14 protein-coding genes are annotated in these 17,187 nt (G+C 66.3%); 7 read left to right on the forward strand and 7 right to left on the reverse strand.

Going from position 1 to position 17,187, the window contains the following annotated elements; genetic code table 11:
• Positions 1–338 precede the first annotated feature (338 nt).
• Positions 339–1,624 (forward strand): IS3 family transposase gene (locus KVT44_RS52405; protein WP_217575869.1). Its coding sequence is split into 2 segments (ribosomal slippage): positions 339–618 and positions 618–1,624, totalling 1,287 coding nucleotides; the frame shifts between segments, so codons are not numbered across the junction.
• On the opposite strand, the gene KVT44_RS52410 is transcribed toward KVT44_RS52405, so the two are convergent.
• The 3 genes from KVT44_RS52410 to KVT44_RS52420 all read right to left on the reverse strand — a co-directional run bounded on the left by KVT44_RS52410 (position 1,594) and on the right by KVT44_RS52420 (position 5,679).
• Positions 1,594–2,148: a hypothetical protein gene (locus KVT44_RS52410; RefSeq protein WP_217575871.1), complete on the reverse strand. Its 555-nt coding sequence runs from the start codon at positions 2,146–2,148 to the stop codon at positions 1,594–1,596. The genes KVT44_RS52405 and KVT44_RS52410 overlap by 31 nt on opposite strands.
• Before the next feature lie 290 nt (positions 2,149–2,438).
• A complete protein-coding gene (locus tag KVT44_RS52415; protein ID WP_217575873.1) occupies positions 2,439–4,265 on the reverse strand; it encodes an IS481 family transposase in 1,827 nt (608 codons plus the stop codon).
• A gap of 394 nt (positions 4,266–4,659) precedes the next feature.
• Complete coding sequence (locus KVT44_RS52420; RefSeq protein WP_217575874.1) at positions 4,660–5,679, reverse strand: LacI family DNA-binding transcriptional regulator; 1,020 nt, start codon at positions 5,677–5,679, stop codon at positions 4,660–4,662.
• A 299-nt stretch (positions 5,680–5,978) separates the two neighbouring features.
• Between KVT44_RS52420 and KVT44_RS52425 the strand changes: the two genes are divergently transcribed.
• The 4 genes from KVT44_RS52425 to KVT44_RS52440 are packed head-to-tail and all read left to right on the forward strand — an operon-like array spanning position 5,979 to position 10,804.
• On the forward strand, positions 5,979–7,373 hold the full coding sequence (locus tag KVT44_RS52425; RefSeq protein WP_217575876.1) for an ABC transporter substrate-binding protein: 1,395 nt from the start codon (positions 5,979–5,981) through the stop codon (positions 7,371–7,373).
• A gap of 5 nt (positions 7,374–7,378) precedes the next feature.
• Positions 7,379–8,269: a carbohydrate ABC transporter permease gene (locus KVT44_RS52430; protein WP_217575878.1), complete on the forward strand. Its 891-nt coding sequence runs from the start codon at positions 7,379–7,381 to the stop codon at positions 8,267–8,269.
• A gap of 2 nt (positions 8,270–8,271) precedes the next feature.
• A complete protein-coding gene (locus tag KVT44_RS52435; RefSeq protein ID WP_217575880.1) occupies positions 8,272–9,099 on the forward strand; it encodes a carbohydrate ABC transporter permease in 828 nt (275 codons plus the stop codon).
• A gap of 43 nt (positions 9,100–9,142) precedes the next feature.
• Positions 9,143–10,804 (forward strand): glycoside hydrolase family 13 protein, encoded by a 1,662-nt coding sequence (locus tag KVT44_RS52440; protein ID WP_217575882.1) that lies wholly within the window; start codon positions 9,143–9,145, stop codon positions 10,802–10,804.
• Positions 10,805–11,193: 389 nt separating this feature from the next.
• Here KVT44_RS52440 and KVT44_RS59495 read toward each other — a convergent pair whose 3' ends face one another.
• From KVT44_RS59495 to KVT44_RS52450, 3 genes are read right to left on the reverse strand one after another with little or no spacing between them, the layout of a single operon-like run.
• Positions 11,194–11,625: a DUF6527 family protein gene (locus KVT44_RS59495; protein WP_308314386.1), complete on the reverse strand. Its 432-nt coding sequence runs from the start codon at positions 11,623–11,625 to the stop codon at positions 11,194–11,196.
• Positions 11,622–12,806 carry a ThiF family adenylyltransferase gene (locus tag KVT44_RS52445; protein ID WP_217575884.1) on the reverse strand — a complete coding sequence of 395 codons (1,185 nt, stop codon included), beginning with the start codon at positions 12,804–12,806 and terminating at the stop codon, positions 11,622–11,624. Before KVT44_RS52445 ends, KVT44_RS59495 begins: the two co-directional genes overlap by 4 nt.
• Positions 12,784–13,083, reverse strand: coding sequence for a multiubiquitin domain-containing protein (locus KVT44_RS52450; RefSeq protein WP_217575886.1), 300 nt, complete (start codon positions 13,081–13,083; stop codon positions 12,784–12,786). Before KVT44_RS52450 ends, KVT44_RS52445 begins: the two co-directional genes overlap by 23 nt.
• Before the next feature lie 102 nt (positions 13,084–13,185).
• Here KVT44_RS52450 and KVT44_RS52455 point away from each other — a divergent pair, with 102 nt between their 5' ends.
• Positions 13,186–14,037: a hypothetical protein gene (locus tag KVT44_RS52455; RefSeq protein ID WP_217575888.1), complete on the forward strand. Its 852-nt coding sequence runs from the start codon at positions 13,186–13,188 to the stop codon at positions 14,035–14,037.
• Between the two features lie 156 nt (positions 14,038–14,193).
• Positions 14,194–14,619, forward strand: coding sequence for a MarR family transcriptional regulator (locus KVT44_RS52460; protein WP_217575890.1), 426 nt, complete (start codon positions 14,194–14,196; stop codon positions 14,617–14,619).
• Between the two features lie 131 nt (positions 14,620–14,750).
• Here the strand turns inward: KVT44_RS52460 and KVT44_RS52465 are convergent, their stop codons facing one another.
• Entirely contained in the window at positions 14,751–17,108 is a 2,358-nt protein-coding gene (locus KVT44_RS52465) for a P-loop NTPase fold protein (RefSeq protein ID WP_217575892.1), read from the reverse strand.
• Positions 17,109–17,187 lie beyond the last annotated feature (79 nt).

The raw sequence follows: 17,187 nt of genomic DNA on the forward strand, positions 1-17,187 counted from the left end.
TCAGCTTGGGAAGCGACGGCGCTTGAGGGGCCGAATAGCTTCTGACCTGGGCATTAGTGCTCGGGTGTGGCGCTCGGGAGCGCAGGATCGCACCGCTGTTGACCGTGGTTTACCGGTCTTAAGGGCACGCTATGGGCACGCAGTCGCGCCGGAGGCGTGGAGGGCCCCTCTCGGTGGCTGGCGAGCGACCGAGCCTCGCCAGTGAGCGTTGGCCAGAAGGCCGCCCTTGCAGGAGCACACGGAGTAGGGCTCAGCGGCGGCCGAACAACTCTGGGCGGAAGTGAACCGTTCCGACTTCTCTGCCGCTCCGTTGTGAGCTAGCAGAGAGGATGGGTCCCGTGCCCAAGAAGATTGACGAAGCCCTTCGTGGCCAAGCTGTGCGGCTGGTGACACAGCATCGTGCGGAGTACTCCTCCGAACGTGCTGTGCACATCCAAGTCGCCGAGTCGCTCGGTGTCTCCCGGGAATCTGTGCGGCGCTGGGTGATGCAACACGAGATCGACAACGGCCAGGCCGCGGGCGTCAGCACGGACGAACGCGAGGAACTGCGCAGGCTGCGGGCGGAGAACAAGCGGCTGCGTGAGGTCAACGAGGTACTGAAGTCCGCGACGATTTTCCTCGCGGGGGAGCTCGACCCCCGAAACCGCTGATCGTGGCGTTTGTCGATCAGATGCGGGCCGTCGGTCACGCCGTCGAGTCGATCCTCACAGCCCTGAACCAGGCAGGACTGAAGATCGCGGCACGAACCTTGCGGGCCTGGTGTGCCCCAACGGGTCCTGGCAACCGGCCTGCGGCCCGAACCGTGAGCGACGCCCTGGTCGAGGACGCCATCCGCCAGCTGGCGTTCACCACCAACGCGGCCGGCGCGCTTGTGTTGGCTCCAGAAGGACTCTATGGCCGGCGCAAGATGCTGGCTCTCATCCGCCGCACTCTCCTGCCCGATGCCGGGTTCGGAGCCGTCGACCGCGCGATGCACTCGCTCGGGCTGAGCGGCGTCGTGCGCGGGCGAAGACCCCGAACAACGATCCCGAACCCGGCCGACGCGCGGGCTGCGGACCTGTTGGACCGCGACTTCACAGCCCCGGCACCGGACCGAAAATGGATCACCGACTTCACCTATGTCCGCACCTACCAGTGCTTCACCTACGTCGCGTTCATCGTCGACTGCTTCTCCCAGAAGATCGTCAGCTGGCACGCGTCGGTCAAACGGGATGTGGAGCTGGTTGACGCGCCTCTGCGGATGGCACTGTGGCGCCGCAGCCACGAAGGAACCCCCATCGAGCGTGGCCAGTTGATCCACCACAGCGATGCGGGGTCGCAATACACCAGCGTGCGATTCACCGAGCACCTTCACATCGAAGGCATCAGGCCCTCGATCGGCAGCGTCGGAGACGCCTATGACAACGCGCTGATGGAGACGATCAACGGCCTCTACAAGGCCGAGTGCATCCGCACCAAGGTCTTCCATGACGGCCCCTACCGGACCGTGGCCGACGTCGAGTACGCCACCGCCGCCTGGGTGGAGTGGTACAACAACCGCCGCTTGCACTCGAGTTTGGGCATGATCAGCCCCACCGAGTTCGAGGCAGCACACTACGCTGACACAGAACCCCCGGCCGACTGACTACCGGCCAGCAAAACACCGGCAGGAAAGCCGGAACGGTTCAAAGTGCCGACGACGGCCTGCCAGACGACGAGCGCGGCCACCCCAGCGACCACCGCCCGCCGCTTGCGCATATGGCGTATGGCGTGATCGGAAGCTTCCACCACGGGTTCCTGGTGGAAGCCGTACACCGGCACGGGCCGCTTCGACTTCTTGATCCTCCGTCGAACCCAGACCGCGTAGTCCTCACCCAGCACGACCGAGGGCGGTGCAGGCTCGGAAGAACCAGGGGCCTTCTCCGCCTCCTTGGGAGGAAAGAGCCACCGAAAACGATTCCGTAAGGCCGCCTTCAACTCCTTCCACAGCCGTGCCAGTTCGGCGCGGAGCACGGCCAGCCAGTCCGTACGGGCGAAGGCCGCAGCGCTCAACCGGCGGGTGACCCCCTCGGTATACGCCCCATGCCTGATCACTTCCCGCGCATCAGCCGCAGCCCCCAACGGCACCGCGGGCGCCGAGAAGACGGACTGATGCTCCGCGTAGGACAAGTCCCCCACCCCCGTGTCTCCGATGCCCCGCCGCGACATCTGAATACGGCGGACGCAGAGGGGCATCGTCCTCGGGCAAGGCAAGCGCTGCCATACCGCAAACCTGCACAAGCCGCGCACGGAGGCGTTCGGATCGAACAATGACTGAAGGCGCCTCCACGTTGTTGGGACTACCGACGGAGCAAGTGGCGTTCCGCTGGCACTCGGGCGTCGGGCGTCACCCGGAGCGCGGGCCGTGCTTGGGTCGGCTGTTGCGTGGCTGGGGAGGTATCAGCTGTCGGTGTGAGGTCTCAGGACTTCCTTGACGGTTTGTCGTCAGGAGATCCTTGACGGTCTCTCTGCGTGCCCATGCCTTTGACGTAGAGCCTGGTGATCGGTCCGGGGTTCTTGCGGGGCCTGACAGCGAGTTCGTCCTCGCCGTGCAGGATCCGGAAGTGGGTGTCCTCGATGACGACGGTGACGATCTTTCCGGCATGCCGTGGGCCGAGCTTGATGAACTGGCCGTTGATCTGGAAACGGCCGCTTGCATGCACCTTGCGCTGGGCCCTGATGGAACCGGTTGGCAGGGGCGGAGGCGGCAGCGGTGACGTCGCCGTCCGTGCCCCGTGGATCTGTCCCAGACGGTCGGCCGGAACGGGGCAGGTCCACGTCCCCATCAGAGCGCTGTCGGCGATGGCGTGCATGAGGTGTCCGTCCAGGCGGAGCGTGATGGTGCGGCCCGCCAGGGCGAACCCGACCTGGTAGCGGCCGCCTGCCAAGCCGACGAGTCCGTCCCGCTGGACCTTGCGCTCGACCTCGACCGGCTCGCCGGCGGCGAGGATGGCCGTGCCGCTCCGTGTCCTGGGCAGGGCGGCCGGGACGGGTTCGGGACCGGCCGGGCGGGCTCCGTAGCGCATGGTCAGGTAGGCGATGTCCTCCGGCCGAAGCCGGGACGGGACCGTGGTGACCAGGTGCCCGTCGAGGAGGAAGTGGACGCTGCGGTGGTTCGCCCAGACCGTCAGTGTCCTGCCGGCCAGTGCTTGGTGGATGCCGACTCGCTGCCTGCCGGTCACCAGGGTGATCTCGCCGCTGGGCGGCACCCGCACTTGGAACTCGACTGCGGTTCCCTGCTGCGGCAGGACGGGCGGTTCGAGGACCTCGATGGCCAACTCCGGCTCACCGACTGCCTGTTCAGGATGCTCGCCATCGCGGTCAACCGCGGTGTGGGGCCGGAAGAGACTGATGGGGGTGGCCATGTCCAGGGCCTGGTGCGGGCGTTGGTGGTTGTAGGCGTGCACCCAGCCGTCGATCGCTTCCTGGGCCGCGGCCAGCGACTCGAACGGCACCACGTGATCGAGGAACTCCTCGCGCAGGGTGCGGTGAAATCTCTCGATCTTGCCCGTGGTGGTGGGCGAACGCGGCTTGGTCAGCCGCTGGGTGATGCCGTTCTCCCGGCAGATGCGCTCGAACAGCACCTCCACCGGCTGGGGGCGCGTATGACGGCCGGTGAACTGCTTGCCGTTGTCCGTCAGCACCTCGAAGGGCACCCCGTAGCGGCGCATCGCGGCGGTGAAGGCCGAGCACACCGCGCGGGCGCTGGGCACGGCCACCACGGATGCGATCACGACGAACCGGGAGTGGTCATCGATGCCGGTGACCATCTTGCATTCCCGCCCGTCGGCCAGCGGAACCCCTCCGACCAGGTCCATCTGCCACAGGTGCATCGGCGCCTCACGCTGCCACCGACGGTACTTGCGCGGATGCTGCTGTTCCTGGGCGCGGACCAGGCCGTTGCGGGACAGCACCCGATGGACGGTGGCCCGTGACGGGGCCGACTCCAGCCCGTGACCGGCGAGTTCGTGACAGATCCGGCGGGCGCCCCACCGGGGATGCCGGCGACGCAGCTCGCAGATCTCGGCTTCAACCTCGGCCGGCAGGCGCGTGGGGCTGTTCCGCGGCCGCCGGGAGCGATCCAGCAGGCCCGGCATGCCCTCCTGCTCGAACCGCCGTCGCCAGCTGTGCAGAGTCTGACGCGAGGTGCCGTACCGGGCTGCGACCTCACCTATTGGAGACCCTCCGAGCACCTCGCGGACAGCCCGGTAGCGGTACTCGGCCAACTGCTGTACATCCACGACCACCGAGCGAAGCACCCCGGCCTCAGCGGGGGACGGGAGTTGACGGACGTTCAGCCGAACGTGTCAACCATGTCCAGAGCACAAACGGTCAAGCATCTTCTGAGACCTCACACCGACAATCAGCTACGGAGTGGTCACCAGCAGGATGCCGAGACGACCTGAGATGCCCCCTCAGCCAGTTTCACGCCTGCTGCATCCACACCTGTATGCATGCCGCCTGAGCCGAGTGGTAGTCACGGATCGCGAGGTCGCTCTCCTTGCGGAACCCGGGCATGGGGGAACCTGGGATCCCTTGGCGGGATGTGCGCTGACCAGGGAAAACGGAAAACCCCATGAGGTAGTGCTCACCGGTAGGCGTCGTTTCCCCGGCTCATGTGCCCTGGACGTGCCCTCGCGGCTACGTGCGCGGCGGTGCCGTGCTCCCTCGAATCACGAGCTGCGTCGGCACGACCACATCGTGCTCGGTCTCCTCGCCACCCAGGATGCTCAACAGCATCCGCCCCGCCAGCTCCCCCTGCTCCCGCACCGGTTGCCGCACGGTCGTCAGGTCCGTCAGCTCGGCCACGGGATGGTCGTCGATGCCGATGACGGACAGGTCGTCGGGGATGCGTAGCCCCGCCCGGCGCAGGGTGCGGATCGCGCCGAGGGCGACCTCGTCGGAGTGGGCGTAGACGGCGGTAGGGGGCTCCGGCTGGCTGAGGAGTTTGGCCATGGCGTCGGCGCCCTGGTCGCCGCCCCAGTCGACGGTGACGACGAGGCGTTCGTCGACGGGGATGCCCGCGGCGTCCAGCGCGGCGTAGTAGGCGTGGGAGCGGCCCGAGGGCTGCACTTCGTCCGGCTGGTCGGGGTCGACCGCGGCGATCATCGCGATGCGGCGGTGGCCGAGGAAGAGCAGGTGGTCCATGGCCTGGCGGCCGGCGGTCTCGTCGTCGATGGAGACGTTCGGGTACGGCGCGTGCTGGCCGCCCGCCGCGATGACCGTGACGCCCATCAGCTCCAGGCGCCGCTGCTCCTCCTCGCCGACGGGGAAGGCCAGCACGACGACCGCGTCGACCTTGCGGCGGGCCGGGAGCCGGTGGAAGAAGTCGTGGCGGTCCTCGATGCCGTCGACGTGGTAGAGCAGTACGTCCAGGTCGGCGGCGCGCAGGACCGACTCCAGCCCCTCCAGCAGCGCCGCGAAGAACCAGCGCGAGATGTGCGGGACGACCACCGCGACCCGGCCCGTGTCGCCGCCCGCCAGGCGTGACGCCTCGGGGGAGACGACGTAGGAGAGCTCCTCCGCGACCGCGAGCACCCGCCGCCGCGTGGCCTCCGCGACGCCGCTCTCGTTGTTGAGCGCGCGGGAGGCGGTGGCCATCGAGACGCCGGCCGCGCGGGCCACGTCCGCCATGTTGATCTTCTGGGAGCTCTGCGCCATGCCGGAAGGCTAACCCACTTTCGGAAACGCTTCCATGATTCTCGGAAGGATCGGAAGGATTTCCAGAGCCTTGCAAGACGTCGGTTACCGGCAGGTAGGCCCATCTCATCGTTTCAGCACGTCAAATGCATGTTGCGGCTTCGTTACTTGACAGGCCCCTCGGTGACCCTCAGTCTTTCGGCAACGGAAACGCTTCCGAAACCCGCTTCGCACTCCCTGCGGCCCGGACCGAGAAGCACACCGATCTCTGTCTGCCGCCCTTGAATGGAACGGCAGCCGCATGGATGCGAGGAGGCATCATGCCTGAGCAGCACCCCACCTCCCCCGCCAGAACCGCCGGCCGCGCGCGGCGCGGTCTGCGGGCCCCGCTGGCGGCCGTAGCCGCCGCGTCCGCGCTGGTCACCCTGGCCGCGTGCAGCGGCCCCGGCTCGGACTCCGGCTCGTCCACCGACGCGACCCCGACCGCCGTGAACACGGCCGTCGGTGACACCCCGGCGACCCTGACCCTGTTCTCCGCGGCCGGTCTGGAGACCTACGAGCAGGGACTGGCCGATGCCTTCACGGCCAAGTACCCGAAGATCAAGGTCAAGCTGCGGGTCGAGGCGGACAACAACTACAACACCGTGCTGCCGAGGCTGCTGGCCTCCGACTCCACGCCCGACATCGTCCAGCCGAGCGACCTCCTCGGCGGCGTGAAGGACAACCTGCTCACCAACCTCGACGCCTACGACAAGGCGTACGGCTGGAGCGACAAGGTCCCCGCCTCCGCCCTCGCCCCCGGCCGGGTGTCCGACGGTGTGATCGGCTCGGGCCCGCTGTACCAGGCGGGCGGCTCGGCCGGCCCCCTCGTCGGCGCCTTCTACAACAAGGAGCTGGCCGCCAAGGTCGGCATGAAGACCGTGCCCGCCTCCGTCGCCGAGCTCGAAGCGGTCATGGCCAAGGCGAAGAAGTCCGGGATCACCCCGATCGTCGCCTCCAACCAGGACGGTCTGATCGGCCACCTGTACAGCCTGCTCCTCGGCGACTACATGGGCGCCGACAAGCTGAGCGACATCGTGTACCACCAGCCGGACGCCACCCTGGACACCCCGGCGGCCGTGAAGGCCACCGAGACCCTCCAGAAGTGGATCAAGGCGGGCTACTTCGCCTCCGACGTCAACGCCCTCAACCAGGAGGCGTCGTACGGCCAGTTCACCGGCGGCAAGGGCCTGTTCTTCTTCCAGGGCAGCTGGATCACGCAGACCATCGACAAGAACTTCAAGGGCAAGTACGGCGTCTTCCCGATGCCACCGGCCGAGAAGGGCGGCAAGTACGCGGGCATGACCAGCAACACGCTCGCCTTCTCCATCGCCGCCAAGTCGAAGAACAAGGACGCCGCCGGCCTCTTCCTGGACTTCCTCACCACCCCGGAGGCGGCGAAGGTCGCGGTCGACAACGGGTACGCGGCCCTGACCTCCGGCGCGTCGGACGCGGCCGAACCCTCGCTCTCCGGCACGCTGACCGAGCAGATCCAGACCGGCTACGCCGCCATCGCCGCCGACAACGGCTTCGACAGCTGGCTGCAGAACTCCGCCCCGGCCGTCAACACCAAGCTGAACCAGCAGCTCCAGCTCCTGGTCTCCGGCAAGGTCGAGCCCGCCGCGATGGTCAAGACCCTCCAGAGCACCTACGCCGACGCCCTCAAGAGCAGCTGAGCACCATGTCCTCGACCCGACCGACCAAGGTGGGCGCCGTCGCCGCCCGGAGCCGCCGCAGGCTCCGGGCCCGCCGGTGGGCCGGCTGGCTCTTCGCCCTCCCCGCCCTCGCCTTCTACGGCGTCTTCAACTTCTACCCGGTCCTGCTGTCGATCCAGTACTCCTTCTACGACTGGGACGGCATCGGCGCCTCCACCTGGGTGGGCTTTGAGAACTACACCGACGTCTTCACCGACTCGGAGCAGTTCACCACCCTGCTCCACGCCTTCTACCTGATCCTCTTCTTCACCGTCCTGCCGGTGACCCTCGCCCTGATCACCGCCTCCGTACTACGGCAGCTGGAGGGCCGCTTCACCGGCGCCCTGGCCCGCACGCTGCTGTTCCTGCCGCAGATCATCCCCGGCGCCGCCGCGGGCGTGGCCTGGACGTGGATGTACTCGGAGAACGGCGTGGTGAACCAGTTCCTGCGCGCCGTCGGCCTGGGTGACGTAGCCCGCCCCTGGCTGGCCGACTTCACCTGGGCGCTGACCGCGGTCGGCTTCATCGGCACCTGGCTGTCCACAGGGCTGTGCACGATGCTGCTGCTGTCCGGCATCGGAAAGATCGACGGCAGTCTGTACGAGGCCGCCCGCATCGACGGAGCAGGCCCCGTCCGCCAGTTCTTCGCGGTCACCCTGCCCGGCCTGCGCAACGAGATCGGCGTCTGCGTCACCATCACGATCATCGCCGCGCTCGCCAGCTTCGACGTCGTCTACCTCGCCACCCAGGGCGGCCCCGGCACACAGACCATGGTCCCCGGCGTCGCCGTCTACACCCTGGCTTTCAACGACAGCCGCCTCGGCGCGGCCTCCGCCCTAGCCGTCGTCCCGCTCCAGCGCCTGTTCCGGGAGAAGTGACCATGGCCGCACAGACACTTCGCCGCCGCGCCCCCGGACTCATCCTCATCACGGCCGCCGCGCTCTACTCGATCGTCCCGCTGCTGAGCATGGTCAGCGCCGCCCTCGCACCCCAAGGAAGCTTCCCCTCGGGTCTGAGCTGGCCGACCGACCCGCACTGGCACAACTTCGTCGACGCCTGGAACGTCGCCAACATCACGACCTTGCTGAAGTCCAGCACGCTCATCGTGCTCGGGGTCGTCCCGGTCGCGGTCCTGATCGCGACGATGGCCGCGTACGCGATCGCCGTCCTGGAGATCCCGCTGGGCAGGATCTTCTACATCGTCCTGGTCATGACACTGACTCTCCCGTACGAGATCGTCATCGTCCCGCTCTACGAACAGACCAAGGCCATGGGCCTGTTGGGCACGCAATGGGCGCTGATTCTCCCGCTCATCGGGATGAACATGCCGTTCGCGGTGTTCTGGATGCGGGCGCACTTCGCCGGCGTACCGAAGGAACTGAACGAGGCGGCGGGCATGGACGGCGCGGGCCCCTGGCGCGCCCTGTTCCACATCCACCTGCCCCTGGCCCGCCCGGCGATCGCGTCCCTGGCGCTGCTGATGTTCCTGTCGACGTGGAACCAGTTCCTGCTGGCCCTGGTACTGATCGACGACCCCGACAAGCGCACGATGGCAGGCGCGCTCCAGGCGTTCACCACGAAATACGCCACCGACCAGGTGCTGTTGAACGCCGGCGCCCTGCTGATCATGGCCCCCACGATCCTCGTGTTCCTGTTCCTGCAACGCCACTTCGTCAAGGCGCTGCTCCAGGGCTCGGTCAAGGGCTGACCCCCACCCCCACCACACTTCAGAACAGTCAGGACCGAGCACCATGACCAACCCGACCCCCACCGCGCCGCCCTCCGAAGCCGATGCCGACTGGTGGCGCAGAGCCGCCATCTACCAGGTCTACATACGCAGCTTCGCCGACGGCGACGGCGACGGCACCGGCGACATCGCCGGCCTGCGCTCCCGCCTCCAATACCTGGCCTACCTCGGCATCGACGCGATCTGGATCAACCCCTGGTACCCGTCCCCGCTGGCCGACGGCGGCTACGACGTCTCCGACTACCGGGACATCCACCCCACCTACGGCACCCTCGACGAGGCCAAGCAGCTCATCACTGAGGCACACGAGCTCGGCCTGCGGGTGATCCTGGACATCGTCCCCAATCACACCTCCGACCAACACGCCTGGTTCCAGGAGGCGTTGGCGGCGACGCCCGGTTCCCCTGAGCGCGATCGCTTCATCTTCCGCGAAGGCAAGGGCGAGGACGGCTCCCAGCCCCCCAACGACTGGCACGCGGCCTTCGGCGGCCCCACCTGGACCCGCACCGACGACGGCCAGTGGTACCTCCACCTCTTCGCCCCCGAACAGCCCGACCTCAACTGGGAGAACCCGGAGGTGCGGGCGGAATTCGAGTCGGTCCTGCGCTTCTGGTTCGACCTGGGCATCGACGGATTCCGCATCGATGTCGCCCACGGCATGATCAAGGACCCGGCACTCCCGGACCTGGGCCTGACCGAGTTCTCGGTCCTGACAGGGGAGGGTCAGTCGGACCACCCGCACTGGGACCGCGAGGGCCTGCACGACATCTTCCGCAGCTGGCGGGCCATCGCCGACAGCTACCCCGCCCCGCGCGTCTTCGTCGCCGAGGCCCACGTCCGCCCCAACCGCATGCCGGAGTACCTCCGCCCGGACCAGCTCCACACGGCCTTCAACTTCGACTTCCTCAAGTGCCCCCTGGACGCGGGCAAGTTGCGCGCGGTCATCGACCGCAGCATCACCACCCTCGCCGCAGTCGGAGCCCCCGCCACCTGGGTCCTGTCCAACCACGACGAAACCCGCCACGTCACCCGCTACGGCCGCGCCGACACCGGCGTCCAGGCCCTGTTCCGGGACAAGCCCATCCCCACCGACCTCGCCCTCGGCACCCGCCGAGCCCGCGCAGCCGCCCTGCTGATGCTGGCGCTGCCGGGAGGGGCGTACGTCTACCAGGGCGAGGAACTGGGCCTGTACGAGGTCGAGGACATCCCGGAGTCGATGCTGCAGGACCCCATTTGGGAACGCACCGGCCACACCCTCCGCGGCCGCGACGGCTGCCGAGTCCCCCTCCCGTGGACCGGCGACACCCCACCCTTCGGCTTCAGCACATCCCCGTCGGCCACCCCGTGGCTGCCCCAGCCCGAGGACTGGAAGTCGTACACGGCCGAAGCCAACCAGACCGACCCCACCTCCATGCTCCAGCTCTACCGCTCCGCCCTACGCCTGCGCCGCACCCACCCCGGCCTGCACGGCGAGGACTTCCGCTGGCTGGACAGCCCGGACGGCACGCTCCTCTTCGAACGGGGCGAGGGCCTCGTGTGCGCGGTCAACCTCTCCGACGGCCCGGTCCCGCTCCCCGAAGACACCAGCCCCCTCATGGCCTCGGGCCGCCTGACCGAGGACGGCCTGCTGCCGCCGAACACCACGGTCCTGCTCCAAGGCGACTGACACACCCCGATCCACCAGGGCCTGTCCGGTACCACTCCCCGCCTACCGGACAGGCCCTGGTCTTCGCCTCGCCACCACACGGGACCGCTCTCCGACCGGGACGCGGTCCGCTGCCCGCCCCCTTCGAGGGCAGTTGCGGCGATCCTGGGACCGAACGCTGGAAATCAGCCGGTCCTGCTGATCTTCCTTGGCACGTGGCCTCCCTGAGGTCAGGCCAGACGAGACAGTACGGCTGATGCCCCGCCTCATCCAGGCGGTGGCTGAGGTCCTGCCACTTGAGCAGCGATTGGTGGCGGGAGAGCGCTGACCTGGCATTTCGCAGGGGAATGTGTGCTGAACTGGGAAGACTCCTCTCCGTAGTGCTCACGGGTCAACGCCGTTTCCCAGGCTCATGTGCCCTGGATGCGCCCTCGCTTGCGCTTCCGCAGTGCGACCCACCACTTGGAAGAGATCGGGAGGGTGGTAGTCTCCGGCCTCTTTCGGCGCACGGTTCTGTCTGTTGGGTGCGCCGGTCCGCGGCTGGCGGAGATTTCCTCGTCGGTCCACTGTCTGGCCCACGCGACTGTGTTGTTACGGATCCAGTAGTGCGACTTGCAGGGGAAGCTCCAGTTCCCAATCGAGGGGTGCAGGGAGACAGTGGCCCCGTCGAAGGTCAGTTTCCATTCGCGAGGTGCGAGGGGAGTGACGACCTCGCACTCACACCCGCAGCAGCACAGGTGGGTGACCAGGGCGTAGCGGATGGAGATATACACCACGCCTTGGTCCAATTGCTCGGGAATGCAGTCGACGAACGTATGTGTGACTTGTCGAGTGTCCGTCACCCCATGTCCTCGTTGGTGAGGACGTTTCCGTCCAGTTGGTAGACGCTGTGGTGTTCGCGCTCAAGGTCGACGTAGAAACCGTAGAGCTTCTTGAACCTCACTACGGCGAGCGAGGCATTCATCGCGTTCAGCTCGGCGATCTGGATGTTGCTCGCGTACGCGTTCTCCTCGTCTGAGTCAGCGAAGGGGATTCGCTGCCGTTCATGGACGTGGCTGCGCTGGCCGGGAACGCTGGTGGTCACCCGTAGCAGTCCCGTGAGGGAGTCGTCGCACACGAGGACGCCCATGCCCACGTCGATGAAGGGGATGTCGTACTCCTCGAGCCGCCCGACCAGCGGAGACTTGACCGCTCCCTTGTCGAGTGCGAGGAATACAAAGTCCATCCCGCAAAGTTCGTCGACGGTCGTCTCGTCCACGAACATCGGATGCGGGACGATACCGGTCCGCATCCTTCCGTAGAGGTCCGCGTAGTAGTCGACCTTCAGCGGCGCCCCCTGCAGTTCTTCTTCGGAGGGTGCGCCGGGTGCCCGGAAGGCGTTGTGCTGAAGGAAACGGTCGCCGTCGAAGAGATGGATCCGCGCGACCGGGGTCTTGGCGACCAGATCGAGAATGTACGCGCCGGTGCCGCCCAGACCAACGATCGCCACGTTCCCGATCGCGGCCAGACGCTGAGTGATAGCCCCGATGCCGGCCCGGCTGGACGCAGTGTCGGCGTAGCGGAAGACGGAGTCCTGCGGCTCGGAGGGCACCACTCTGTACGTCTGCGCCGTTGCGTCGGGATCCAGTGTGTGGGCCGGGGAGGAAAGGATCGCCACGTACGCAGTGATCTTCTCGTAGTAGTCGGTGTATACGCCCGTCCCGACCGGCTTGCTGGAGAACATGCACGTTGTCTGGACGCCCGCCAGTACATCGTTGGTGGTCGCGTTGATGAGTTTGCTCAGCGGCTCGCCGGTGCCATCGCACGGTGTGCTGCCGCTGAAGTGGACCGTGTGCGTGCCCGGGGTCGTGGTGACGTCGCCGGCCATCGTCAGCTCCGACACCAGGACTCCGAACTGGACCGCACGGTCCGCTGCCACGTACGGAACATGGCGGACGAGCAGGTGGCCGTCCTTCACTTCGACCTCGAAGCCCTCGTCTTGGAGGCGCTTCAGGTCGGGGCTACGACTTGTCAGTGGCGACAACGGTGAACACGGTCCCGTTCTTGATCTCGACGCTCTCGCCGGCGGTCAGGGTGCCGTCGGCGGGCTTCTGGTGGGCGTGCCGGAAACTGACCGTGATGAGGACGTTCGGACCCGACGGGACGGGATCGAAGGCCAGCTGGACTACCTCCTGGAAGGTCAGGGTGTCCTGGTGGACGGTCTTCTCTCGCGCGTTCACGATGATCTTGTACTTGCGCCGGTGGATGTCACTGGGGGTGGCGGAGATGTCTGACATCGCGTATCCCTTCTTCGATTTCATTGACGTCAGTGAAACCGTACCACGGGACACCTGGGTCACACGCGACACGCCCAATCGAGTGACTCCCCTGCTGGAGTCGTGCCCCTGGCATCCTGGTGTGTCGTGCTACTCGAACTCGTCGGACGCCACCCGCTGCTCCGCGCCGACCTGACCCCCGAGCGTCATGCTGACCAGATCCTCACCATCGACGCCACGCGTCTGCGATTCGTCAGCCCGCTAGACCTCACCGCAGTGGCTGCACTCGCTCATGCTGCCGCCGCAGAGTCCGGCAAGAGCGAGCTGATCTTGCCTGCTAACCCCGGTGTCACCTCGTATCTCCAGCGCATGGACCTGCTTGCCCAACTCCCCGAGAGCGTCAATGTCGTCGGAGCCGTCCCGTTCGACGATCGCAGCGACCGACCTGCTGCTCTTCTTGAGACCACCCTGCTGACCCCGGGGACAGCGCAAGACGTGTGCCAGCGTGTTGGACAGCTTGCCGTCGCCCACCTCGGGCAGTCTCCGGGTGCTCGGGTTGCCAGCAGCGTGGGCGAGCTCATCGACAACGCCGCGAGTCATGGTTGCGGTCAGGGGGGCGCTTACATCGCGGCGCAGGCATACACCGGGAAGACGACCGGAACCCGTTGTTTGGAAGTAGCTATCTGCGACAACGGCATAGGGGTCCTCGCTCATCTTCGCCAAAACCCCGACCATACTGATTTGACGGACAGTGAGTCGGCGCTCCGCCGTGCTCTCGAGCGCGGCGTTAGTGGCACTCGCGAAGGCCGGGGAAACGGATTGCCTGACCTGCTCAATCAGGCCGGCGCGACCGGCCCGACCCGGCTCGTTGTGCGGAGCGGAGGCGGATTGGTTCGTGCTGCTCGCCACCGCACCGGAATACGTAGAGTGACGAGCTTCACCGCGGCGATGCCCGTGGAGGGCACCTGGGCATGGCTGAGAGTCCTGTTTGCGCCGTAAGCCAAATATGCTTCAATGCGTTCAATGAAAACGACGAGGCAAGGAACCCGCACCTTCCCCGTACAGCCCTACGGAGAGTTCCTCTTCACACGTGCCGCAGGGGCCGCAGCGCGAGCTGACCTCGAAGAGTGGCTGCGAGAGGCTGATGCCCTGTCCATGCTCACCATCGACTTTGCTGGCGTCGTGGCGATGACCAACAGCTTTGTGGATGAGTTCCTCGGCAAGTTCTACACGCTTCTCCCAGCTGAAGGCCACGCCGTCGAAGCTGTGCAGATCGCAGGCTTGACCGAGGAGACACGGGACGCGGTCGCTGTATGCCTGCAACGACGTAAACAGTTTGCTGTGGATGCGGAGAGCTTCACGCTCCTCGGGGATGCAGAGGTCCTGGCCGGTACCTACGACTGCGCACGTAAACTCGGCACCTTCCGCGCAGCCGAGATCGCGGAGGAACTGCAGATCTCCCTGCCCAATGCGAACAACCGGCTCAAGCGTCTTCTCGAGGCAGGAGCGCTCAGCCGTGAACGCTCTGCAGGCCCCGATCGAGGCGGCAAGGAATTTGTCTACAGCGTGCCTGCCTGCTGAAGAGCCGATCAGGCTTCGCCAACAAGAGCAGCGGCGGCTTGAGTGTGCCTGCGTCCTGCGACTGCTTCACTGTTTCAGCTTCGCTGTGCGCTTGAGGCGGTGATGTTCCAAGCGGCTGTGCTGACCTCGAGTCAGTGAGGGTCGATCCATGGATTCGACGGCGTGAGCCCCCAGGCCGCCCGAATGTCGTCGAGCAGGAGCCGCGCACTGTACGGGGAGACTGCCAGCTCCTGGCGGGCTTCTGCGAGCCGCTGCGGATCCCCGTTCATGACATCGTCCTGAGCCTGCTCGAAACGGCTGTCAAAGTCCGGTGCTCCGAAGATTTGCAAGAGAGTCAACGAGAAGTAGGCGCAGGCGGATGCCTCCTGCCACAGTGCCCGTGTGTCGTCGCCCAGTGCATCTGCTGCCGTTCCGGCGGCGTTTTGAGACAGGCCCGGGACGGGGTTGTCGGCCAGGTACTGGATACGGGTCCGGGCCTCCACTGCGAGGCGTTCGTGTGGAGACCGCAGAAGACGTACGAGGACGTACAGCCTGTTCAGTAGTGGGCCGCCGTCGGCTGTCCAGTCCTTCATGGCCAGCAGCGTTCGGAACCCTTCGAGTGTGTCTGCCAGCTCTTCCAGGATCATGGTGGGAGCAAGGTCCTTGAGCTCCTTGCGGTCGGTCCAGTGATGCACCTCGATCAGGCGTCGCGCGTATCGAATCAGGTCCCGAGGGATGCCGCCGGAAAGCCCATGTAGCAGCAGCACGTAGGGCGGGCTGAGGTTGGGGGCCCGTACAGCGAGGAGGTTCTTGGATTCGGCGACGGTTCGCGGCTGCAGGTGGAGCAGGTCATCCAGCGAACTGTCGGTGACATCGCGGTGCGGCAGGCCGCGGCGTACGAAGGCTGCGCCAACGTCCTCCGCAACAGAGATGAGATAGTAGACACCCTTGATGCCGAAGATGGCCTTGATTTGCCCGAGGAATTTGCGGGCCGTTACGGCGTCTCCAAGCCGGTCGAGTTCGTCGATGGCGATGATTACCCGGCCGCCAAAGACTCGACTCACCTGGCGAGCGATTTTCTCCAGCAATTCGCTAAAATCGGCAACCAGTTCGGGGAAGGTGAACGGCACGGACGATACGGAAGTCGTTCTCGAGGTTCCGAGGCTGACCCCTTGCACAGGTGGCAGACCGTAGTTCACGGCGGTGCTGGAGCTCTGTACCGTGCGTAGCCGGTACAGATACCGCTGGCATTCCTGGGCGAGAGTCGGTCCGGTGAGGCGGCGTCGGAACCGAGGCAGCAGCCACCACCCGATGAAGGTCAGTAGGATCCCAGAGATCCAGGGATGGTCGTGCCACCACCCGACGGCCGCGTCCAGCCCAGGCTGCGACCACCGCCGGATTTGGTCCACCATCTCCGGGGTGGCGTAGCGCTCGTAGAGCCATTGCGCACCTCGCCCCAGCGCGGCCGCCAGCGCAGCCAGCCCGAGGGCCAGGGCCACGAGCCATCTGACGGCCTGGACGATGGTGCGTACGATGCGCCGTTTCCGGATGGCCACGAAGACCCCGGTCTCGGCGGGATCAAGGCTGAACTCCTTGAGGTACTTCTCGCAGACCTCGCCAAAGAGTGTCAGTAGGAACTCTTGCGGAGCGTATTCAGCGGGAGCCTGAATGAAGACTGAGAGATCGAATGTCCTAGTACTTTTCCGGTCCGTGCACGAGCGCAGCAACGTGGACTTTCCCGCTCCACGCGGGCCGCAGACGGCAATCGTGCCACCGTCGATCTGAGCCATCTTCTGGCGCAACTGCCGTTCGGCCTGTGTCGGGACAACGTATCGGGGGTTGTGGGCGTCTTTGAGTCCGTCATGATCCTCGACACTTAGCAGGGAGTCTCGGTCGTCGCCGAGGAGATGGTGGACGACGATCCGCAGCTGAGGTACGACTGCGCCCTTCTGGAGGGCCGAAGTCCACGCTGTGCGTCGATCGATGAGGGTTTTGCGGCACGCGGTCAACCACAGGCGTAAGCGCCCCACCTCGATCGCATGTCGTGCGCGCTGGTTCGCGGCCTGATCGGCGAGGAGAAACAGACCCGCCACGAACGCGACGGTTACGAAGACCAGCACTGCCCAGTTGGTAAGCCAACCTCCGGTGAAGGCCACGTCGATGAAGATCCATGTGGGGACTGCAACTAAGCAGCCCACGAGGAGCCGCAGGGGCCAGTCGAGCACCAACTGGTCCAGAGCTGCCTCGTATTCCGCCTGGACTTGGTCGGCCGAGCGAGCCGCTCGGCGATAGGAGACGTACAGCGTGCGCGTGGAGTCGAACGCTTCCGATATGAACTCTGGCTCATAGGCCGCCGCGCGCACGGCAGGTCTTGTGACCTCCCGGGCCCCGTAGTGCTTGCTGATTTCAGGCTCGGCCATGGAGGCACGCACCGCGATGCCGTACAACTCTTCGTCGCTCTGACGATCCCAGGTCCAGCGCGACTGACCCTGCCCTGTGTGATGAAACACGCGAACCCCCGATAGCCCAGCACTCCAACGTGCTTGCCATGTCCGTGACACCACAAGGCGGAAACCCGGACAGCCATGT

The organism is Streptomyces sp. GbtcB7, from assembly GCF_019091445.1.
In the GTDB taxonomy this organism is placed as follows: domain Bacteria; phylum Actinomycetota; class Actinomycetes; order Streptomycetales; family Streptomycetaceae; genus Streptomyces; species Streptomyces mirabilis.